The sequence below is a fragment of the Methylobacterium sp. Leaf85 genome, from assembly GCF_001422125.1.
GTDB lineage: Bacteria > Pseudomonadota > Alphaproteobacteria > Rhizobiales > Beijerinckiaceae > Methylobacterium > Methylobacterium bullatum.
Window position 1 is genome coordinate 14,409 of sequence record NZ_LMME01000013.1, and the last position, 18,719, is coordinate 33,127.

Consider the following 18,719-nt stretch of genomic DNA (forward strand, 5'->3'; position numbering starts at 1 on the left):
CCCGGATCCAGCGATGTACCAATTCTCCTACGCCGAGATCCTCGCGGACGCTCCCGAGATCGGTCGCGAGCGCGAGCGCGCCGCCTTCGACCGCGCCCTGGACCTCCTGCGGATCGCCACGCGACCGGATGCGAGCATCGCCGACCGCGAGACCGCGGCGACGTTTCTGCACGAATTATGGGGTGTCCTCATCAATGACCTGCACAGTTCCGAGAACGCGCTGCCCGATGCACTGAGGGCGGACCTCATCTCCATAGGCCTGTGGAGCATGCGTGAGATCGGCGAAGTTCTGCGCTCGCCCGAGCACGGGCTGGCCAACCTCATCGAGGTGAACACCTCGATCCGTGACGGCCTGCGGTGAGACGGACCATGCGGCTCTCCCTCCGCGCCGGCGAGCGCGTCTTCATCAACGGCGCGGTGGTGCGCGCGGACCGCAAGGTCACGCTCGAACTTCTCAACGACGCCACCTTCCTTCTCGAGACCCACGTGCTCCAGGCGGAGGCGGCGACGACGCCCCTGCGCCAGCTCTACTTCGCCATCCAGACCGCCCTGATCGATCCCGCCGATGCCGAGCAGGCGCGCGACCTCTCGCGCACGCTTCGGACGGGACTTTTGGCGGCCATCGTCGATGCCGAGTTGCGCGAGGGCGTGGTCGCGGCGGGCACGCTCATGGAGTCCGGGCGCCTGATCGAGGCGCTCAAGTTGATCCGTGGGCTCTACCCCCGAGAAGCGGCGGTGCTCGCCGCGGCACCGCTCGCCGCGATGCCACCCCCAGCCGGTTCCGACCCGATCGCCAGAGAAAGACAGCCCCGATGACCGTCACCACCGTCACCGGCCCGACAGCGACGTCACAGACCACGACCACGGCCGCCGCCACCAAAACCGCGACCGGCCTCGCCGGGTCGCTGAACGCCGATACGTTCCTGACCCTGCTGATGACGCAGCTGAAGAACCAGGATCCGACCAAGCCGATGGATTCCACGGCCTATGTCAGCGAACTCGCCACCTTCTCCCAGGTGGAGCAGGCGACCAAGACCAACACCAAGCTCGATTCGCTGCTGTCGTCGAGCTTCCTTTCACAGGCCGACGACATCATCGGCCGCACCGTGACCTCCTCGGACGGCACGGTGACGGGCAAGGTCCAGTCGGTCAGGATCACCAACGAGGGGGCGCTCGCCCGCCTCACCACCGGGCAGGACGTGCTCTTGATGCAGGGAATCTCGCTGTCGGAATGATCCCGGACGGCGATGAGCGGGATGCACGGGCGTCCGTCCGCGCGAAGGCACAGCCGCGGTCTTCCGCCGGACGCGTCATTCGCCAGGAATGGGCGCATCCGAGTATGAGGTGCCCCGCGCGGCCGAAATGGTCTAGACATCCCGCGAACGCCATTGAACCGACCGGCTCAGACCTCTCTCGCACGCAGAGAGGCAACCCGCCGCGATCCGCCTGGGATCGTCCCGAAGGTCCCTCGAAGAAGGTTTCAGCGCGGATGAACGAGGTCGATGCCCTCGAACTCGTGCGTGCCGCGATCTGGACCGTGATCGTGGGCGCCGGCCCCGCCATCGGCGCTGCGATGCTGGTCGGCATCGGCGTGGCGTTGCTGCAGGCCCTCACCCAGATCCAAGAGGTGACCCTCACCTTCGTGCCTAAGATCGTGGTGATCCTGCTCGTGCTCCTGGTCACGAGTTCCTTCATCGGTGCACAGATCTACACCTTCGCCGAGATGACCTACGGGCGCATCGTCACCGGGTTCTGACGCGGCCTCCGAAGTGCGGATGGAGGGCCATGCAGCGCCGGCCGTCGGGCGAGTGCAATCCTCGAGCTCATGGTTCGGCAGGCCCGGCTTCGAGATCGGCTCCGATCCGGATCGGCGGGCGAGGCAGGCCGGGAGGGTGACCCGACCCCATCCCCACGCAAGCTTGAGGCGCGAAAAGACCCCGTTCATTCACGGGGTAAGCATCCGCCATGGCGGCAAGCGACGCGATCGTTATCGAGCGCAGGTCCCAGAGGGACATCGGGTTCGCGGCGGGGATCATCGCCATCCTGGCGATCCTGTTCCTGCCGGTGCCCGCGATCCTGCTCGATATCGGGCTGGCCTTCTCCATCGCCCTGTCGGTCCTGATCCTGATGGTGGCCCTGTGGATCAAGAAGCCACTGGAATTCTCCGCCTTTCCCACCGTCCTCCTGATCGCGACCCTGCTGCGCCTGGCGCTCGGCATCGCCACGACCCGCCTGATCCTCGCCAACGGCCAGAATGGCGTCTCGGCAGCCGGTCACGTCATCCAGGGCTTCTCGCAGTTCGTGATGAGCGGCGACTTCGTCATCGGAATCGTGGTCTTCCTGATCCTGATCACGGTGAACTTCCTCGTCATCACCAAGGGTGCCACGCGTATCGCCGAAGTGGGGGCCCGCTTCACCCTCGACGCCATTCCAGGCAAGCAGATGGCGATCGACGCCGATCTCAATGCCGGGCTCATCGACGACAAGGAGGCGCAGCTGCGGCGGCGCGAGCTGGAGGAGGAGAGCGCCTTCTTCGGCTCCATGGACGGTGCCTCGAAATTCGTGCGCGGCGAGGCCATCGCCTCGCTCATCACCATCGCCGTCAACGTGTTCGGCGGCATCATCATCGGCACCACACGCCACGGCATGCCCCTCGGCCAGGCCGCCGACGTCTTCACGAAGCTTTCGGTGGGCGATGGCCTCGTCTCGCAGATCCCCGCCCTGATCGTCTCGCTGGCCGCCGGCCTCCTCGTCTCGAAGGGCGGAACGCGGGGCACGGCCGAGCAGGCGGTCATCGGCCAGCTCGGTGCCTATCCGCGCGCGCTGGCCGTGGCCTCTGCCCTGATGTTCCTGTTCGCTCTGGTGCCGGGCCTGCCCTTCCTACCGTTCATGATGCTCTCCGGGCTTATGGCGTTCACGGCCTACGCGATCCCGAGGAAGATCGCCGCGCAGAAAGCCGTGGTCGATGCGAGGATCGTGGCGGAGGAGGAGCAGAAGCAGATCGCGGTGCGCGAATCGGTCAAGGAATCCCTCAAGACCCCGGAGATCGAGCTCTGCCTCGGGCGCCAGGTCTCGGCTCAGCTCCAGACCAGTCATTCCGAACTGCCGCACCGGGTCGCCAAGATGCGCCGCAAGTTCGCGCGCCAATACGGTTTCGTGGTGCCCGAGATCAAACTCACCGACAGCCTCGCCCTGCCGCCGAAATGCTACCAGATCCTCGTCCACGGCACGGTGGTGGCGACCCAGGAGATCCGCCCCGGCGAGCTCCTCGTGGTGGTGGGCGAGGGGCCGGTGCCGGACGTGCCCTACGACGAGGTCCGCGAGCCCGCCTTCGGCATGAAGGCGTGCTGGGTGCTCGACAGCTACGGCGCCGAGGTGCGGCGCGGTGGTTTCGAGCCCATCGACGGTGCCTCCGTGCTCCTCACCCACCTCTCCGAGGTGATCCGCAACAACCTGCCCCAGCTCCTGTCCTACAAGGACATGCGCAACCTGCTCGACAGGCTCGATCCCGAGTACAAGCGTCTGCTCGACGAGATCTGCCCCTCCCAGATCTCCTATTCGGGCCTCCAGGCGGTCCTGAAGCTCCTGCTCTCGGAGCGGGTCTCGATCCGCAACCTCCATCTCATCCTCGAAGCCGTGGCCGAGATCACGCCCCATGCCCGGCGCGCCGAACAGATCGCCGAACATGTCCGCATGCGCATCGCCCAACAGATCTGCGGGGATCTCGCCGAGAATGGAACCCTGGCCGTCCTGCGCCTGGGCAGCGCCTGGGACCTCTCCTTCCACCAAAGTCTGAAGCGCGACGCCAAGGGCGAGGTGATCGAGTTCGACATCGACCCGCGCCTCGTGGAGCAGTTCGGCACCGAGGCCGCGGAGGCGATCCGCAAGCACATGCGCGAGACCCGCAGCTTCGCCCTCGTCACCGCTCCGGACGCGCGCCCCTATGTGCGCATGATCATCGAGCGGCTCTACCCGACCCTGGCCGTGCTCTCGCATCTCGAAATCGCCCGTGGCGTCGAGATCCGCTCGCTGGGCACGATCTCGTGAAGGCGGCGGCGCACATCCGGATCCGGGCCGTCACGCCGCCGCACGCCTTCGGATCCCCGCGAGTGGATGCGCGCGCGCGCGGTCCTGCCTGATGGACTCGCTTCTCGCCCCGGAGAGCTTTCTCGCCACCTTTCTCATCTTCTGTCGGATTGGCGGTTGCCTGCTCGTGGTGCCGGGATTTTCGAGCCCGCGCATTCCGGGCCAGGTGCGCCTGCTCATCGCGCTCTCGACGTCCTTGGCGCTCACGCCGCTGCTGCTGCCGCTGTTCCAGGCCAAGCTCTCGGCGCAGAACCCCGCCACGACGCTGCAATGGATCTTCACCGAGAGCTTCACCGGCCTCGTCATCGGCTTTCTCGGGCGCATCTTCTTCGTGGTGCTGGATACGGTGATGAACGCCACCGCCACCATGGTGGGGTTTGGCGGCATGCCGGGCTCGGTGGCCGAAGGCGTCGATCCGGTGCCGGCCGTGGAGGCGCTGATCCTGATGGCCGCCGCCGCCCTGTTGTTTGCGGCCGACCTGCACTGGGAGCTGTTCCGCGGCCTCGTCGATTCCTACAGCCGCATTCCCCCGGGCGAGGGAATCGGGTCGCAGGCGGCCCTGGTTCGGATCGTCGATCAAGTCACGACGGCCTTCGTCCTGGGCCTGCGCATCACCTCGCCGTTCATCGTCTACGCGGTGGCGGTCAATCTGGCCGCCGGCTTCACCAACAAGCTCGTGCCGGCCATTCCCGTCTTCTTCATCGCCACCCCGTTCATCATGGCCGGCGGGCTGCTTCTGCTCTACTACCTGTCGAACGAGTTCATGACGCAGTTCCTGGCGGGCTACGTCGATTACCTGCGTAGAGGGTAGCATGACGACTCGCCTGCGCCTCGATCGTGCCAAGCGCCTCCTGGCGGTGCAGGCCCAGATGCGCGGCATCGCCGAGCGTGACCTCGCCGACACCCGTCGCCGCGGCGTCCGGGTGGAGGCCGACCGCGCCGCGATGCTGGCGACCCTGGCGGGCGAAACCATGCACGGCCTCTTCCTCGACGCCGCCGCCCGCCGCCTGCGGGCCTTGGCCGGCGAGGCCACGGAACTCGACGTCACGGCGGCGCGCCAAGCAGCGGCGGTGCAGGCGCGGGGGCTGGCCGAGAAACGCGCCGAGCGCCAGGTCGAGGGTCTCGCCAAGCTCCGGGATCGCGAGCTGGAGCAGCGGGACATGCTCGAACAGCTCGATCTCATGGTCGCGCGCGCAACCTCCGGCGGGCCGGGCTAGCTCCGGTCCTCGCCGTCGACGGCGGCACCGCGACCGCGGATCGTCGCGGGGCGCGTGCGTGACCAATCCCGGCGGGGTACCCGGCTCAAGCTTCCCGCAAGCCACGGGGCCTATCGCTCGAGGCCGATCCCAACCGCACCCGTCCGGTGGCCATGAGCATCTCCCCTCCCACCGATATCGTCCTCGACGTCGCACGGGCGGCCGACCCGGCCCGCTACCAGGAAGCCGCCTCCAAGCTGGGGACGCCCGGCAGTACCGATCCGGCCGCGTTCGGAGACGCTTACCGCATGGCCGGCGCCTCGGTGCACATGCCGCTCGACGCCAGAGGGGCACTCACCGCCCTGCAGACGGACAACGCTGTCTCGGGGGCCGGCAAGGCAGGCGATCCCTACAAGCAGTTCGAGGCCTTCGTGCTGCGCCAGTTCGTGGAGACAATGATGCCCTCCAAGGCCAGTGCCGTGTTCGGCAAGGGCAATGCCGGAGGGATCTGGAAATCGATGCTTGCCGAGCAGGTCGGCACGCAGATCGCCAAGGCGGGGGGCCTCGGCATCGCCCGCATGCTGGAAGCGGCACGTCCGTCGGCGGCCGCCTCCGTTGCGGCGCCCGCCGCAAAAACCGCCACCGACGTCTGAACGCCCTCCGGAGAGTCCCCCATGCTGCTCGCATCCCTGAAGCGGCTCGAAGCCACCGTCACGGCCGAGACCGAGGCGCTGCTCGCCCACCGCCCCCTCGACCAGGAGGCGGCGAACCGGCGCAAGAGCCAGAGCCTGCTCGAACTCACCCGCCTGACCCGCGACCTCGACACGGACCGGATCGCCCCCGAGGTCGCGGACATGCTCGTGCGCGTGCGCGGCGCCCTGGAGCGCAACCAGGAGGTGGTCGGCCTGCACCTGCGGGCGGTGGAGGAGATCTCCGGCATCGTGTCCGGTGCCATCCGGGAAGCGGAATCCGACGGCACCTATTCCAGTTTCCCCGGGCGCTGAGAACCGGCCCCCATGACCCGCATCCTCATCACCGGCCTATGGATCTGCGCCCTGACGATCGTGTCCTGCTATGGCGCGGTGACCTGGGGTGCAGGCTTGTTCGGCAAAAACACCGAGCCTTATCTCGAAGGTCTACAGTATCAGAAGCTGCCGCCCATCAACATACCCATGGTGGCCGATGGAAAGGTCCAAGGATACATCATTGCCGTGCTGGTCTTCACAGCTGATGCGCGGTTGATGCACACGTTGTCGGTACCACCCAACGCCTTCGTGGTGGATGAAGCGTTCCGACAGATCTACACGGACCCACAGATCGATTTCAAACGTCTGTCCCGCTACGACGTCACCCACCGGCTGGCCGAAATCCGCGCCCGCGTCAACGCACGGCTCGGCTCCGACGTGGTCAAGGACGTGCTGGTGGAGGAGTTCAACTTCGTCGCCAAGCGTGAAGTGCGATCGTAGGGCGCCTCATTCGCCGAAGGCGATATCGAGGAGCCTGGAATCCGCTAGCAGCGCGGCGAGGCGTCGGTCGGCCTCAGCGGCGCCCGCGAGCACCATGCCGCCGCAGACCTCCCCGGTCCCGGCGAGCGCATAGCGGAGCACGGTGGTCGGCTGGAGACCGCTGGCGGAGGTCACGAAACCCTGGAGGCGGCCGGCCCGGGCGCTGTCGCCGTTGACGAGGGCGAGGCCGGCCTGCCGTCCGCGCAGGGCCGTGGGGGTCAGCGAGAGCCGCGCCCGGCCCGATTGCGCCATGGCGCGGTGCGGGCCAGCCAGGGCCACGAGAATGCCGGGCGAGAAATGCAAGCCCCCCTCGAAGGCGACTGGCCGGTCTCCGGCCATGAAGCGGTCGAGGACGACGAGGCCGGAGAGATCGTCGAGAACCGCGAAGATCCGGGTGTGGAGATAGTCCGGCCCATGCCCGTTCGTGGCCAGCACATGGAGGCTCGCCCCGTCGAGACGCGTCGTGCCGACATGCCACGCCTCGCCTGCCATGGGCTCACGCCGGTCAGGCATCGCCACATTGTGGGCGCTCGCCGAACGGAGGAAGTGACGCGCCACTCCCGTCTCCACCTGTGACGACCCGCCGGCCTCCACGATCCAGCGCACGCCCTCGCTGGAATAGACGAAAGAGGTGGCGTCGCGATGGGTGGAGGCCGCCGAGGCACAGGCGAAGTACCCCCAGCCGCGCCCCGGCGCGTCGTGGCGCATGGCGAGCAGGCCGGCAGCGTGATGGAGACGATCGGCGGCCTCGTCGCGTTTCGGCCGGGGCAGGCTCGGCCGCTCGCGCAAGTCGCGCGCCTGGGCCGACCAGCGCTCGGCGTCCCCCCCCCGCGCCGGGGCGGCCCGGAGGCGGCCGATCCACCCGGCATGGTCCTCCCCGTGCGGCGCATCGCCGAAGGGAGGCAGGCGCCCGCCCGGATCGAGCAGGCCGGCCAGGCTGGACAGGGCCGCGGCGGCGGCGCGCGCCATGACAGCTTCGAGATCCACATCCCCGAATGCGGCCGCGCTCAGGCTCCGGAGGAGGGTGGCGAGCTCCAGGCGCTGGTGCGGAGTGGCATCCGGAAACCGGGGCGGTTCTTCGAGAAGCGGTGCGAGCCCGTCGCGCAACGCATCACCGGCGAGGGACAGCCAATGGTCGGAGAGCGGTAGACGCGGCAGGGCGCGGGCAAGACCCAGGAGCACGGCGGCTGTCTGAATCTGGTGGAGCGAGCGCCCGAACGTATTTTGCCCGATGATCTCCGCGAGGGCGAAGCCGTGTCGCGCCGCCTCGCCGACGAGGGTGAGGGAGGCGGCCCCCCCCGCCTTTCCGGCGAGCGCCAGCAGCCGCACGAAGATCTCCGTGCGCACGGCCAGGGCGGCGGGATGCATGGCCAACCCGTCCGTGAGCGCCCCCCAGGGGTTGGCGCGCGACCACGACAGCGCCAGCCCCACGGCGGTGGACGCCCCCCCCGGCGTCTCGGCGATGTCGATCAGCCAGCCCAAGGACTGGTACTCGATGCGCCAGGGCACCGAACGGAACGGATCTTCGCCCCATGCCGGCGGGGAGGGCAAGGTCCAGACGGGAGCGCCGGCGAGCCGCAGGGTCCGGTCGAGGCCCGCGGCCCGATGCGCATCGCCGCGCTGGATGGTTCGGGCGCGGGCGAGCACCGGGGTGAGGGGGGCCACGGCCTCGGGCTGCGGGCACCAGTCCGTCATCGCCGCGACGGGCATGGCCAGGCGCTCGGCCACGCGCGCCAGAAAATCCTCGGCCGCGAGGAGATCGTCGCCGCACAGACTCTCGAGGCGCAGGCGATCCTCGAGGGAGACCTCCGGGGCGCCGAGCAACTCGGCCTCGCCTGCCGCATCGTCCGCCTCCCAGGTGGCGAAGCCCACCTGCACGCGGGCCGCGCCCGCCACCGGTGCGAGCGCCAGGGTGAAGCGCCGGGCCTGCTGCTGGGCCGAGAGATCGATGAGGGCACCCAGCGCCGGTATCGCGATCGTCCCCGGATAGGGTGGCGGCAGAACCGTGCCGTCCGCGTCCCGGTAGACGACGCGGGCGAGGGCGGCATGGGCGCCCGGCCTCGCCGTGAACAACTGCCCGCGCAGCACGAGCCCGCTGCCCGGTACGAGGGCGTAATCGAGCCAGTCGGGCTCCGGACCGAAGCGACGGCGCGGACGCGGCGACAGGCTCGGTGACGGCCCCTGACCCAAGACGGCCTCCGACACGACGAAGGGGTGCGTGTTGCGCCAGGACCGCACCGTGACGGTTACACGCACGGCCGGGGCCGGCACCAGGAAGGCGAGCCGCACGAGGCCCGTGCGGGTTCCCTGCTCGTCGAGCTGGTAAGCTGGACCCGCGACCCAGGCCCCGTGCGGATCGAGCAAGGTCCGGTCGAGGCCCGGCACCTGGTCGAAATCCAGGCTCGAACCGTCCCTAGCGAGGAAGTCGACGCCGACGAGGGCGAAATCGATGGCGCTTCCGGCGGTCTCGGCCCCGTCCCAGGCAAGCCCGAAAGTCAGGCTGCACCACGTATCCGGCGCGAGATCGTCGAAGGCCAGCACCACCCGCGAGAAACGGTTCCTGGCCGGCACCAAGTGGGTGCCTTCACCTGAGCCCGGCGCCGCGCCGCCGGCATAGCGAACCGCCCGGGGAAGCAGGAGACGCGGCAACCGAGCCTGCAAGGGTCCATGCGAGGGCGCGCTCAACGGCTGCCGCCCGGGCCGGACGGCCCCGTAAAATGTGTATCGCCGCGCCGCATCGAGCCCTCGTGCCGTTCGGACTGGAGCGCGCCGGGCCGCCCTGTCAACTCCGACAGCTTGCGTCAGCCTGGGACAAGATTGGTTCCCTAGGAAATCGTCACGACCGATCGATTTCCCGGAACCCGCGATGACAGGCGTCTACCTCTTCGACCTCGCCTCGCAGCAAGCCCGCTACCTCGCGGTGCGGCAGGCCACGATCGCCAGCAACGTCGCGAACGTGAACACGCCGGACTACAAGGCGCGTGATGTGGTGCCGTTCGCCGACGTGATGGCGCGCACCGCCGCCACGTCGGGCATGACCATGACGACAAGCACCCACATGAGCTCGAGCGAGGGCGCCATTCCGATCAAGCCCGTCAAGGCGGACGATGCCTGGGACGCGCTCGTGACGTCGAGTTCCGTGAGCCTTGAGCAGGAGATGCTCAAGGCCGGGCAGGTCAGCCGCGAGCACAATCTCAACATGGGCATCGTGAAGGTCTTCGACCGGATGCTGCGGGCAGCGGTGCGGGGCAGTTGATGATCGATCCGCTCACCGCCTCGACGCGACTGGCCAGCGCCGGAATGGAGGCGCAGTCCCTCCGCCTGCGCATCGCCGCCGAGAACGTCGCCAATGCCCAGTCCGTCGGCGATGGGCCGGGTGCCGACCCGTATACGCGAAAGACCGTCTCGTTCCGGGCGGCCATGGACCGGGCCGCCGGTGGCCCGACGGTCGCCCTGCGGAACATTGGCACCGACGATGCCCCGTTCCGCATCGAGCGCGACCCCGGCAACCCGGCGGCCGATGCGGACGGCAACGTGAAGTTGCCCAACGTGAACGTGCTCATCGAGATGGCCGACATCCGCGAGGCCAACCGCTCCTACGAAGCCAACGTCCAGGTCATCAAGCAGGCCCGCGCCATGGTCGCCAGCGTCATCGACCTCCTGAAATCCTGAGCCCGCAACGATGATCGACGCTCTCGCTTCCATCTCGGCCTTCGACAAGGCCGCCTCCCTTTTCCGCACCGATGGGGCCGCCCCGGTCCAGCGGGCGAGCCAGCCGGCCGTCACGTCCGCCGTGGCCGGTCCCGCCACGGATTTCGGCGACGTCATGGCGCAACTCGCCTCGAGCGTGCGCACCTCGCTGCGCACCGGCGAGGCCACCGCGATCCAGGGCATTCAGGGCAAGGCCTCGACGCAGCAGGTGGTGGAGGCGGTGATGTCCGCCGAGCAGAGTCTGCAGACCGCCATCGCCGTGCGCGACAAGGTGGTGGCCGCCTATCTCGAACTCAGCCGCATGGCGATCTGAAGGACATTTCGTCATGAGAGCACTCGCCATCGCCGCCACGGGCATGAACGCCCAGCAGATGAACCTCGAAGTCATCGCCAACAACATCGCCAACCTGAACACCACCGGGTTCAAGGGCGCGCGGGCCGAGTTCACCGACCTGCTCTATCAGGCCGAGCGCCAGCAGGGCGCACCGAACCAGGCGGGACAGGAACCGGTGCCGGAGGGTGCGATGCTGGGCTTGGGTGTGCGCACCGCCGCCATCCGCAACCTGCATCGCCAGGGACCGCTCGCCCAGACCTCGAACCAGCTCGATCTGGCGGTCAACGGCCGAGGCTACTTCCAGATCACCAATCCCAACGGGGAGATCAACTACACCCGCGCCGGTGCATTCAACCGCAACAATGCCGGCCAGATCGTGACCCTCGAGGGCTACGCCCTCGATCCGGCGGTGCTGATCCCCAACGGCGCCACCGACGTGACCGTGAACCAGTCCGGACAGGTCTTCGCCAAGATCGACGGACAGGTGGCTCAGCAGAATCTCGGTCAGATCACGCTCGTCAACTTCGCCAACGATTCCGGCCTCGAACCGCTCGGCAACGGTCTCTACCGCGAGACGCCCGCCTCCGGCGCCCCGGTGGTGGGCGCACCGGGCGATCCGAGCTTCGGCAAGCTCCAGCAGGGCTATCTCGAAAGCTCGAACGTCGACCCGGTCAAGGAGATCACCAACATGATCACCGCCCAGCGCGCCTTCGAGATGAATTCGAAGGTGATCCAGGCCGCCGACGAGATGGCCGGCACCGTCTCCAAGGGCATCCGCTGACCCCGGCGGTCGGTCGCCGACCGCGCGTCGCTCTACGCCATTCCCCCGCAGCAATTCCCAAGGGCGCGACCATCATGGGTCAATCCATTCTCCCCGCACGTGCGGCCGGTCTGCTCGCGGGGTGCGCCCTCGCGCTGGCGGGCGCGGCTGCGCGGGCGACCGACCTGATGCTGCCGGTGCCGACGGTGACGATCTACCCCGGGGACACGATCAAGGAGAACCTGCTGCGCCTCCAGGCCTATCCGGAGACCTTCAGAGCGCGCACCGCCGTAATCGACGCGCCGATGGCCGTCGCCGGCCGCACCGCCCGCCGGATGCTCCTGCCCGGCGAGCCGATTCCGGTGAATGCCGTGGACGATCCCCGCCTCGTGAGCCGCGGAACGCCGACCCAGATCGTGTTCGAGGAGAACGGTCTCTTCATTACGGCGGTGGGGGCGCCGCTTCAGAACGGGGGATTGGGCGACGTCATCCGTGTGCGCAACACCGACACCAACCGCATCGTCCTCGGCACCGTGATGGCCGACGGCCGCATCCGCACCGGGGACAAGTGATGCGCCGCCTCATCGCGTTCCTGGCCGCCCTGGTCCTCGCCCTGCCGGTGCCCGCCAATGCCGGCGGGACGCGGATCAAGGACATCGCCACCCTGAAGGGCGTGCGCGACAACCAGCTCGTGGGCTACGGCCTCGTGACCGGCCTCCAGGGCACGGGCGACACGCTGCGCAACGCCCAGTTCACGGAGCAATCCCTGCAATCGATGCTCGACCGCATGGGCATCAACGTGCGGGATGCGCGCCTGCGCACCCGCAACGTCGCCGCCGTGATGGTCACCGCAGACCTGCCGCCCTACACCGGGATCGGCTCGCGCATCGACGTCACCGTGACCTCGTTGGGCGATGCCACCTCGCTGAAGGGCGGCACGCTCCTCATGACGCCGCTGATGGGCGGCGACAACCTCACCTACGCCGCCGCGCAAGGGCCGCTGGCCGTCTCGGGCTTCGTCGTCGCCGGCCAGGCCGAGAGCCTGACGCAGGGCGTGCCGACGGCCAGCCGCATTCCCAACGGCGCCCTCATCGAGCGCGAGGTGCCCGGCACCTTCCGCGACCTGCCCGAACTCGTGTTCGAGCTGAAAAACCCCGACTTCAAGACCGCCACGATGGTGGCGGACGCCATCAACGCCTATGCGCTGCGCCGCTTCAACCAGCGCGTGGCCACCCCCCGCGACCAGCGCGCCGTGTCGCTCATCCGCCCGCGCAACATCGCCCAGACCCGGTTCGTGGCCGAGATCGGCGATCTCACCATCAATCCCGACACCCCGGCCCGCGTCGTGGTGGACCAGCGCACCGGCACGGTGGTGATCGGACGCAACGTCCAGATTTCCATGGTCGCGGTGACGCATGGCAACCTCACCCTGAGGGTGACCGAGGCGCCGGAGGTCTCGCAGCCTGCACCCTTCTCCAACGGCGTGACCACGGTGGTGCCCCGTACCGAGGTCTCGGCCACGGAAGGCGGCGGGCGCCTCGCGATCCTCGGCGGCTCCGACCTGCAGACCCTGGTGCGCGGCCTCAACCAGGTCGGCCTGAAACCCTCCGATATCATCTCGATCCTGCAGGCGGTGAAGACCGCCGGCGCCCTCCAGGCGGAGCTCGTGGTTCAATGAGCAGGACGGCTTCACGGCTGGCCGGCGCGGCCCCGTTGACCTTGGCCCCGGCGCGGCCTCCCGCCGTGTTCGGCCCGATGACGGCGCGGATACTGGCGCTCGTGCTCCTCATCGCACTCGTGTCATGGTTCGCCCCGGCCTGGGCGGTGGAGGGCGCGCCCAAGACAGTGGCGGGCATGAATCCCGGCCCTTTCCCGAAGGCGCCCGCGAAGCCCGCGACGGTCAAGCCCGGTGATGGGGCGAGGCCCGAGGCGGTGGCAGCCGCCGAGCCGGTCAAGTCCGCGGAAGTGGTCAGGCCCACCGAGGTCGTTCATGTGGCCGAGGCCCCCCAGCCGACGGCCCCGCCAGCGCCCAAGCCCCCGGCCTATTGCGCCGGCATTGCGGATGCGGCGGCCGATGCGCGCTTCGCCTGGCAGAAGGAGCAGCTTGCCGCTCTGGAAAAGCAGGTCGAGGAGCGCATCGCCCGGCTCGAGGCCAAGCGCGCGGAATACGAATCCTGGCTCGCACGCCGCAATGCCTTCCTGTCCAAGGCCGATGAGGGGGTGGTGGCGATCTACACCAAGATGCGGCCCGATGCCGCCGCCCTTCAGCTCGCCAACATGCCCGACGAGTCGGCGGCCGCGATCCTGACAAAGCTGAACGCCCGCACCGCGAGCGCCATTCTGAGCGAGATGGAAGCCGCCCGCGCCGCGCAGCTCGCGCGGATGATGACGGATGCGGGCAAGAAAGCCCGTGAGAGCGAGAAATCCTGATGTTGTCTCCCATGAGCCCCGCACCGACGCCCCCTGAGCGCGCCGTCCTGCGCCTTGCGCGCCTTGGCCTGCTGTCGGCGCTTCTCGCGCCCGCCCTGGCCGCCTGCCAGACACCGGCGCCCTTTGCCCCCCCCTTGCTGAGTCCCGTCGGAACCGGCCTCACTGCTCCGCGCGAGGCTCTTCCGACCACCTTCGGCTCGCTTGGCCGGCGCACCTACCACTCCACCTGGTCGCCCTCCAGCGTCGACCTGTTCCAGGATCCCCGCGCCCGCAACGTCGGCGATGTCCTCACGGTGTCGATCCTGATCGACGACAAGGCTCAGTTCGGTAATTCCAGCGACCGTTCACGCAGTCTGAAGTCGAGCCTCGGCTTCGATTTCGGCTACGGCGTCTCCGCCCTGAAGGACTCGGCCACCGCCGATGCGGGGATCCGCTCCGGGACCGAGACCAAGGGCGCCGGCAACATCGACCGCTCCGAAGTCCTGCGCCTGCAGGTGGCTGCGGTGGTCACCGAGCTGATGCCCAACGGCAACATCATGATCTCGGGCTCGCAGGAGGTCAGGGTCAACAACGAGGTCCGCGTGCTCGTCGTGGCGGGCATCGTCCGCCCCCGCGACATCTCCCGCAAGAACACCATCGACTACGACAAGATCGCCGAGGCTCGCATCTCCTACGGTGGGCGCGGCCGCATCAGCGAGGTGCAGGGCCCGAGCGTCGGCCAGCAGATATTCGAGACCCTGGCGCCGTTCTGACGCCCATTTTGACGCGAGCGGGAGTCTGGCGCGATGGCGGCCAAGGACAAGGACAGCAAGACGACGGCTGGCGGCAAGGCCTGGATCGGCGCGCTCGCGCTCACCAGCCTGGTGGCGCTCGGCACCGGCGGCGGGCTCGGACTCTACCTGCTCTCCACCGTCGAGAAGGCCGTGGACACCAAGAAGAAGGACGAGGAGAACAAGGCGGTCAAAGTGCTGAATTACACGGGCGACGTCGCCCTGCGCAGCGTCGGCTCGGTGGTCACGAACCTCGCCGGGGCCGGTGAATCCTGGGTGCGCCTCGAATCCTCGGTGGTGTTCAAGGCCGGCACCCTGCCGAACCCGGACGTGACCCTGGCCGAAATTCGCGCCGACATCGTCGCCTACCTGCGCACCGTCTCCATGAAGCAGATCGAGGGTGCGAGCGGCCTCCAACACCTGCGAGAAGATCTCAACGAGCGCGTCGCCCTGCGCACCAAGGGGCAGATTCGCGAACTCATCGTCGAGATGCTGGTGGTGCAGTAGATGCCGCGGCCCAGCCCGTTTCCGCCACCGGCCGATACCGTGTCGCGGGTGGAGGCGAACGGGGCCGGGCTCCATCCTTTGGGAGACCGGGCGTCCAGACGCACAACCGACCGAATCGCCCCGATATCGACCGACGGGACACCCGCATGAGAGCTTTCCTCCCACTGGCGCTGGCCGCCACCGGCCTCGCGGCCCTCACGGGGGCGGCGGCGGCGCAATCCGCCACCGGCCTGCCGGCGCTGGACGCGCTCCTGCCCGCCGGGAACGGGGCGGCGAGCGGACGCATCCTGCAGCTCGTGGCGCTCCTGACCGTGCTGTCCCTGGCGCCCGGCCTCCTCGTGATGGTGACGAGTTTCACGCGCTTTGCCATCGCGTTCTCGTTCCTGCGCTCAGGGCTGGGCCTCCAGAGCACGCCGGCCAACATCTTCCTCGTCAGCCTGTCGCTGTTCATGACGTTCTACGTCATGGCCCCCACCTTCGACCGGGCCTGGACCGAGGGCCTCAAGCCGCTCTCGGAGAACCGCATCAGCGAAACGGAAGCGCTGCCGAAGATCGTCGACCCGTTCCGCGAGTTCATGACCCAGAACGTGCGCCCGAAAGACCTCCAGACCTTTACCGATCTCGCCAGCCGCAATTTCCCCAAGGCCGAGGCCGGCGACAAGATCGACCTGCGCATCCTGATCCCGGCCTTCATGATCTCCGAACTGCGGCGCGGCTTCGAGATCGGGTTCCTGATCGCGCTGCCATTCCTCGTCATCGACATGATCGTGTCCACGGTGGTGATGTCGATGGGCATGATGATGCTGCCGCCCACGGTCATCTCGTTGCCGTTCAAGGTGCTCTTCTTCATTCTCATCGACGGCTGGAACATGCTGGTGGGAGGGCTGGTACGGTCGTTCCTCTGAACGGGCGCGAGGGCGGCATACATCACGGCCCCGCGAAAAGGTTCCCGCCGCGCCCCACGCAATCTTCGCGCAAGGGAGCCGCGCGATGCATCCGCATCAGGTCGTGGATCTGAAGCGGAGCGCTTCCCCGAATGTCCGGTCTCCAACATGCCGAAAGGCTCTGGAACAACATCCTCGCCCTGGGCGGACGGCGCATCGCCGCCCTGTCGCTCATCGGCGTCGTCGTCTTCCTCGCGGTGGGGCTGGGAGCCTACTATCTCAGCCGCCCGGCGCAGGAGACGCTCTACACGGGCTTGAGCCGTGAGGATGTCGGTCGCATCGGCAGCGTCCTGAAGGACGCCAACATCCCCTTCGATGTCAGCGCCGACGGGGCCGCCGTGCTGGTAGCCTACGGCCATACCGCGCAGGCACGGATGCTGCTGGCCGAGAAGGGCCTGCCGCAGAGCGCCAAGTCGGGCTACGAGTTGTTCAACGATCTCGGATCACTCGGCATGACCTCGTTCATGCAGGAGGTGACGCGCGTGCGAGCCCTCGAAGGCGAGATCGCCCGCACCATCCAGGGCATGAAGGGCGTGAAGGCGGCCCGCGTCCACATCGTCCTGCCCGATCGCGGTTCGTTCCGGCGCGAGCAGCAGGCGCCCTCGGCCTCCGTGGTGGTACGCACGGAGCCCGCCAACGACGTGAGCGGCGCTCAATCGATCCGCCACCTCGTCGCCTCCGCCGTACCCGGCATGAAGCCCGACCGCGTCACCGTGATCGGCTCGGACGGTGCGCTCCTTCTCTCGGGCGATGACACCGCCGTGGCCCCCACCGGCAAGATGGCGACGCTGGAAAAGAGCGTCGGCCAGGAGCTCCAGGACAACATCCGCCGCACCCTGACCCCCTATCTCGGCGTCGGTAATTTCGAGGTCAGCGTCGCGGCCCGGCTCAACACCGATAAGACGGTGCAGAACGAGACCATCTTCAACCCCGATCAACGGGTGGAGCGTTCGATTCGCGCGGTGCGCGAGACCGAGAACTCGCAGAACCGCAAGACCGACCGCCCCACCACCACGCAGGGGGCGATTCCCGACCAGCGCCCCCGCTCGGACGGCAACGACAGCGCCAGCAACGAAACCCAGAAGCGCGAGGACCTCACGAATTTCGAGATCTCCTCCAAGACCATCCAGACCGTCAGCGACGGCTACGCCATCCGCCAGATCTCGGTGGCCGTCCTCGTCAACCGCGCGCGGCTCGCCTCGCTCGCGGGAGCGGATGCCAACAAGGCGAACATCGACGCGCAGGTCGCCGAGATCGAGCAGCTGGTCGGCTCGGCCGCCGGCTTCATCAAGGAGCGCGGCGACAATGTGAAGGTCGCCGCGGTGGGCTTCGTCAATGACGGCCAGCCCCTGGAGCCGGTGGCGCCCCTCAGTCTCACCGACGTACTGATGCGCCAGTCCGCCACCCTCATCAACGCGGGCACGATCCTGCTGGTGGCCGGCCTGCTGATCTGGTTCGGCCTGCGCCCGGCCATGCGGGCCATTCTGGAAATCCCGGCCGCCGAGCAGGCCCTGGCTCTGGCCGCGGCCGGCGCGAATGGCGGCGACGCGGCTCCGATGTCTGCCGCGGCGTCAGGCAATCTCGTGGCCGGCCCCGGCGCGCCGCCGGCTCTGGCCGCGGCGGTGGCCTCCGGGACGGCCCCGAGCCTCGCGGCCCCGGTCAACGGCGTCGCCAGCATGATCGAGGATCTCACCGAGAAACTGAATCGCTCGCCGCAGAAGAGACTTGAGCAGATGATCGAGACCGACGAGGCGCAGGTGGCCGACATCCTGAAGCGTTGGCTCCTGCGCGGGGAGGCCGCGTGATGGCCGCCGCGATCGCCCGTTTCCTTCCCGACTTCTCCGTCGACACCGCTCCCGCCCGCGCCGCCGCGCCGCGCGCGCCGGTCCAGGATGGGCTCGCCGCCCTCCTGCGCAACCCGCCCCGGCCAGCACCGCCCCCGGCGGAGGATCGCGAGGCACTCCTGCGCGCGGCCGAGGCGCGCGGGCGCGAACAGGGCCGGGCCGAGGCGCAGGCCGAAGCCCAAGCGGCGCTCGTCTTCGCGCAGGCGGATGCCGAGACGCGTCTCGCAGACGCCCGGCAGGCCTGGTGCGCGGAGGAGGGCGACCGCCTCGCGGCCACCTTCGCCGGAGCCATCCAGGCGCTCGGCAGCCGGCTCACGGATCGGGTCGGGCACGTTCTGGTGCCGGTGCTCACCGAGGCTCTGCGCCGTCAAGCCGTGGAGGAGCTCGCCCAGAGCCTCGCCCGCATCCTCGGCGACCCTCGCCATCCGCCCCTGCGGGTGAGTGGACCGGCCGATCTCCTCGACGCGGTGGCCGGCAAGCTCGGCCCGTTCGAGGGCAGCGTCTCCTATCAGCCGGACGAGTCCGTCGACGTGCGCGTGCAGGCCGACCAGACCGTGATCGAGACCCAGCTCGGGGCCTGGGGTGGTCTGATGACCCAGGCCGTGCAGGCCCGCGCCGTGGAAGGAGCCTGA

The 18,719-nt window shown here is 68.7% G+C and carries 23 protein-coding genes; 22 read left to right on the plus strand and 1 reads right to left on the minus strand.

Going from position 1 to position 18,719, the window contains the following annotated elements; all coding sequences use genetic code 11:
- Positions 1 to 13: 13 nt before the first annotated feature.
- The 10 genes from flaF (at position 14) to ASF08_RS10825 (ending at position 6,748) form a co-directional block, all read left to right on the plus strand.
- Positions 14 to 361: a flagellar biosynthesis regulator FlaF gene (flaF, locus tag ASF08_RS10780; RefSeq protein WP_056144871.1), complete on the plus strand. Its 348-nt coding sequence runs from the start codon at positions 14 to 16 to the stop codon at positions 359 to 361.
- On the plus strand, positions 358 to 816 hold the full coding sequence (gene flbT, locus ASF08_RS10785; protein WP_200931845.1) for a flagellar biosynthesis repressor FlbT: 459 nt from the start codon (positions 358 to 360) through the stop codon (positions 814 to 816). The genes flaF and flbT overlap by 4 nt, the downstream gene beginning before the upstream one ends.
- A complete protein-coding gene (flgD, locus tag ASF08_RS10790; protein WP_056144878.1) occupies positions 813 to 1,235 on the plus strand; it encodes a flagellar hook assembly protein FlgD in 423 nt (140 codons plus the stop codon). Before flbT ends, flgD begins: the two co-directional genes overlap by 4 nt.
- 254 nt (positions 1,236 to 1,489) lie before the next feature.
- Positions 1,490 to 1,756 (plus strand): flagellar biosynthetic protein FliQ, encoded by a 267-nt coding sequence (locus ASF08_RS10795; RefSeq protein WP_056144880.1) that lies wholly within the window; start codon positions 1,490 to 1,492, stop codon positions 1,754 to 1,756.
- 209 nt (positions 1,757 to 1,965) lie between these two features.
- The gene (gene flhA, locus ASF08_RS10800) at positions 1,966 to 4,047 is read left to right on the plus strand and encodes a flagellar biosynthesis protein FlhA (protein WP_056144883.1); all 2,082 of its coding nucleotides are present in this window, start codon (positions 1,966 to 1,968) and stop codon (positions 4,045 to 4,047) included.
- Between the two features lie 91 nt (positions 4,048 to 4,138).
- Complete coding sequence (fliR, locus tag ASF08_RS10805; RefSeq protein WP_056144885.1) at positions 4,139 to 4,897, plus strand: flagellar biosynthesis protein FliR; 759 nt, start codon at positions 4,139 to 4,141, stop codon at positions 4,895 to 4,897.
- Between the two features lies 1 nt (position 4,898).
- Positions 4,899 to 5,303 carry a hypothetical protein gene (locus tag ASF08_RS10810; protein ID WP_056144888.1) on the plus strand — a complete coding sequence of 135 codons (405 nt, stop codon included), beginning with the start codon at positions 4,899 to 4,901 and terminating at the stop codon, positions 5,301 to 5,303.
- A gap of 152 nt (positions 5,304 to 5,455) precedes the next feature.
- On the plus strand, positions 5,456 to 5,935 hold the full coding sequence (locus tag ASF08_RS10815) for a rod-binding protein (protein ID WP_056144892.1): 480 nt from the start codon (positions 5,456 to 5,458) through the stop codon (positions 5,933 to 5,935).
- 21 nt (positions 5,936 to 5,956) lie between these two features.
- Positions 5,957 to 6,286 (plus strand): hypothetical protein, encoded by a 330-nt coding sequence (locus ASF08_RS10820; protein ID WP_056144893.1) that lies wholly within the window; start codon positions 5,957 to 5,959, stop codon positions 6,284 to 6,286.
- 12 nt (positions 6,287 to 6,298) lie between these two features.
- Positions 6,299 to 6,748 (plus strand): hypothetical protein, encoded by a 450-nt coding sequence (locus tag ASF08_RS10825; RefSeq protein ID WP_056144896.1) that lies wholly within the window; start codon positions 6,299 to 6,301, stop codon positions 6,746 to 6,748.
- A gap of 6 nt (positions 6,749 to 6,754) precedes the next feature.
- Here ASF08_RS10825 and ASF08_RS10830 read toward each other — a convergent pair whose 3' ends face one another.
- Complete coding sequence (locus ASF08_RS10830) at positions 6,755 to 9,358, minus strand: heparinase II/III domain-containing protein (RefSeq protein WP_244474502.1); 2,604 nt, start codon at positions 9,356 to 9,358, stop codon at positions 6,755 to 6,757.
- A gap of 295 nt (positions 9,359 to 9,653) precedes the next feature.
- Between ASF08_RS10830 and flgB the strand changes: the two genes are divergently transcribed.
- From flgB to ASF08_RS10890, 12 genes are all read left to right on the plus strand, one after another.
- Positions 9,654 to 10,043 (plus strand): flagellar basal body rod protein FlgB, encoded by a 390-nt coding sequence (gene flgB / locus ASF08_RS10835; protein ID WP_056144902.1) that lies wholly within the window; start codon positions 9,654 to 9,656, stop codon positions 10,041 to 10,043.
- A complete protein-coding gene (gene flgC / locus ASF08_RS10840) occupies positions 10,043 to 10,459 on the plus strand; it encodes a flagellar basal body rod protein FlgC (RefSeq protein ID WP_056144906.1) in 417 nt (138 codons plus the stop codon). The genes flgB and flgC overlap by 1 nt, the downstream gene beginning before the upstream one ends.
- A 10-nt stretch (positions 10,460 to 10,469) precedes the next feature.
- Positions 10,470 to 10,811 (plus strand): flagellar hook-basal body complex protein FliE, encoded by a 342-nt coding sequence (locus ASF08_RS10845; protein WP_056144909.1) that lies wholly within the window; start codon positions 10,470 to 10,472, stop codon positions 10,809 to 10,811.
- Between the two features lie 13 nt (positions 10,812 to 10,824).
- Positions 10,825 to 11,613, plus strand: a complete 789-nt coding sequence (gene flgG, locus ASF08_RS10850) for a flagellar basal-body rod protein FlgG (RefSeq protein ID WP_056144912.1) — start codon at positions 10,825 to 10,827, stop codon at positions 11,611 to 11,613.
- Positions 11,614 to 11,687: 74 nt separating this feature from the next.
- A complete protein-coding gene (flgA, locus tag ASF08_RS10855; protein WP_156629537.1) occupies positions 11,688 to 12,164 on the plus strand; it encodes a flagellar basal body P-ring formation chaperone FlgA in 477 nt (158 codons plus the stop codon).
- Positions 12,164 to 13,270: a flagellar basal body P-ring protein FlgI gene (gene flgI / locus ASF08_RS10860; RefSeq protein ID WP_056144915.1), complete on the plus strand. Its 1,107-nt coding sequence runs from the start codon at positions 12,164 to 12,166 to the stop codon at positions 13,268 to 13,270. Before flgA ends, flgI begins: the two co-directional genes overlap by 1 nt.
- Positions 13,271 to 13,446: 176 nt before the next feature.
- On the plus strand, positions 13,447 to 14,022 hold the full coding sequence (locus tag ASF08_RS10865; protein WP_443136815.1) for a MotE family protein: 576 nt from the start codon (positions 13,447 to 13,449) through the stop codon (positions 14,020 to 14,022).
- Between the two features lie 11 nt (positions 14,023 to 14,033).
- Positions 14,034 to 14,774 carry a flagellar basal body L-ring protein FlgH gene (locus ASF08_RS10870; RefSeq protein WP_082473154.1) on the plus strand — a complete coding sequence of 247 codons (741 nt, stop codon included), beginning with the start codon at positions 14,034 to 14,036 and terminating at the stop codon, positions 14,772 to 14,774.
- A gap of 33 nt (positions 14,775 to 14,807) precedes the next feature.
- Complete coding sequence (locus ASF08_RS10875) at positions 14,808 to 15,299, plus strand: flagellar basal body-associated FliL family protein (RefSeq protein WP_056144918.1); 492 nt, start codon at positions 14,808 to 14,810, stop codon at positions 15,297 to 15,299.
- A gap of 146 nt (positions 15,300 to 15,445) precedes the next feature.
- Entirely contained in the window at positions 15,446 to 16,204 is a 759-nt protein-coding gene (gene fliP, locus ASF08_RS10880; protein ID WP_056144921.1) for a flagellar type III secretion system pore protein FliP, read from the plus strand.
- A 131-nt stretch (positions 16,205 to 16,335) separates the two neighbouring features.
- Positions 16,336 to 18,048 (plus strand): flagellar basal-body MS-ring/collar protein FliF, encoded by a 1,713-nt coding sequence (gene fliF, locus ASF08_RS10885; protein ID WP_056144924.1) that lies wholly within the window; start codon positions 16,336 to 16,338, stop codon positions 18,046 to 18,048.
- Positions 18,048 to 18,719: a hypothetical protein gene (locus ASF08_RS10890; protein WP_056144926.1), complete on the plus strand. Its 672-nt coding sequence runs from the start codon at positions 18,048 to 18,050 to the stop codon at positions 18,717 to 18,719. The genes fliF and ASF08_RS10890 overlap by 1 nt, the downstream gene beginning before the upstream one ends.

Excerpts from the sequence above, each read along its gene's own strand:
- flaF (WP_056144871.1), top strand. The coding sequence starts at position 14 with ATGTACCAATTCTCCTACGCCGAGATCCTCGCGGACGCTCCCGAGATC.
- flgD (WP_056144878.1), top strand. The coding sequence starts at position 813 with ATGACCGTCACCACCGTCACCGGCCCGACAGCGACGTCACAGACCACG.
- ASF08_RS10795 (WP_056144880.1), top strand. The coding sequence starts at position 1,490 with ATGAACGAGGTCGATGCCCTCGAACTCGTGCGTGCCGCGATCTGGACC.
- flhA (WP_056144883.1), top strand. The coding sequence starts at position 1,966 with ATGGCGGCAAGCGACGCGATCGTTATCGAGCGCAGGTCCCAGAGGGAC.
- fliR (WP_056144885.1), top strand. The coding sequence starts at position 4,139 with ATGGACTCGCTTCTCGCCCCGGAGAGCTTTCTCGCCACCTTTCTCATC.
- ASF08_RS10810 (WP_056144888.1), top strand. The coding sequence starts at position 4,899 with ATGACGACTCGCCTGCGCCTCGATCGTGCCAAGCGCCTCCTGGCGGTG.
- ASF08_RS10815 (WP_056144892.1), top strand. The coding sequence starts at position 5,456 with ATGAGCATCTCCCCTCCCACCGATATCGTCCTCGACGTCGCACGGGCG.
- ASF08_RS10820 (WP_056144893.1), top strand. The coding sequence starts at position 5,957 with ATGCTGCTCGCATCCCTGAAGCGGCTCGAAGCCACCGTCACGGCCGAG.
- ASF08_RS10825 (WP_056144896.1), top strand. The coding sequence starts at position 6,299 with ATGACCCGCATCCTCATCACCGGCCTATGGATCTGCGCCCTGACGATC.
- flgB (WP_056144902.1), top strand. The coding sequence starts at position 9,654 with ATGACAGGCGTCTACCTCTTCGACCTCGCCTCGCAGCAAGCCCGCTAC.
- flgC (WP_056144906.1), top strand. The coding sequence starts at position 10,043 with ATGATCGATCCGCTCACCGCCTCGACGCGACTGGCCAGCGCCGGAATG.
- ASF08_RS10845 (WP_056144909.1), top strand. The coding sequence starts at position 10,470 with ATGATCGACGCTCTCGCTTCCATCTCGGCCTTCGACAAGGCCGCCTCC.
- flgG (WP_056144912.1), top strand. The coding sequence starts at position 10,825 with ATGAGAGCACTCGCCATCGCCGCCACGGGCATGAACGCCCAGCAGATG.
- flgA (WP_156629537.1), top strand. The coding sequence starts at position 11,688 with ATGGGTCAATCCATTCTCCCCGCACGTGCGGCCGGTCTGCTCGCGGGG.
- flgI (WP_056144915.1), top strand. The coding sequence starts at position 12,164 with ATGCGCCGCCTCATCGCGTTCCTGGCCGCCCTGGTCCTCGCCCTGCCG.
- ASF08_RS10865 (WP_443136815.1), top strand. The coding sequence starts at position 13,447 with ATGAATCCCGGCCCTTTCCCGAAGGCGCCCGCGAAGCCCGCGACGGTC.
- ASF08_RS10870 (WP_082473154.1), top strand. The coding sequence starts at position 14,034 with ATGAGCCCCGCACCGACGCCCCCTGAGCGCGCCGTCCTGCGCCTTGCG.
- ASF08_RS10875 (WP_056144918.1), top strand. The coding sequence starts at position 14,808 with ATGGCGGCCAAGGACAAGGACAGCAAGACGACGGCTGGCGGCAAGGCC.
- fliP (WP_056144921.1), top strand. The coding sequence starts at position 15,446 with ATGAGAGCTTTCCTCCCACTGGCGCTGGCCGCCACCGGCCTCGCGGCC.
- fliF (WP_056144924.1), top strand. The coding sequence starts at position 16,336 with ATGTCCGGTCTCCAACATGCCGAAAGGCTCTGGAACAACATCCTCGCC.
- ASF08_RS10890 (WP_056144926.1), top strand. The coding sequence starts at position 18,048 with ATGGCCGCCGCGATCGCCCGTTTCCTTCCCGACTTCTCCGTCGACACC.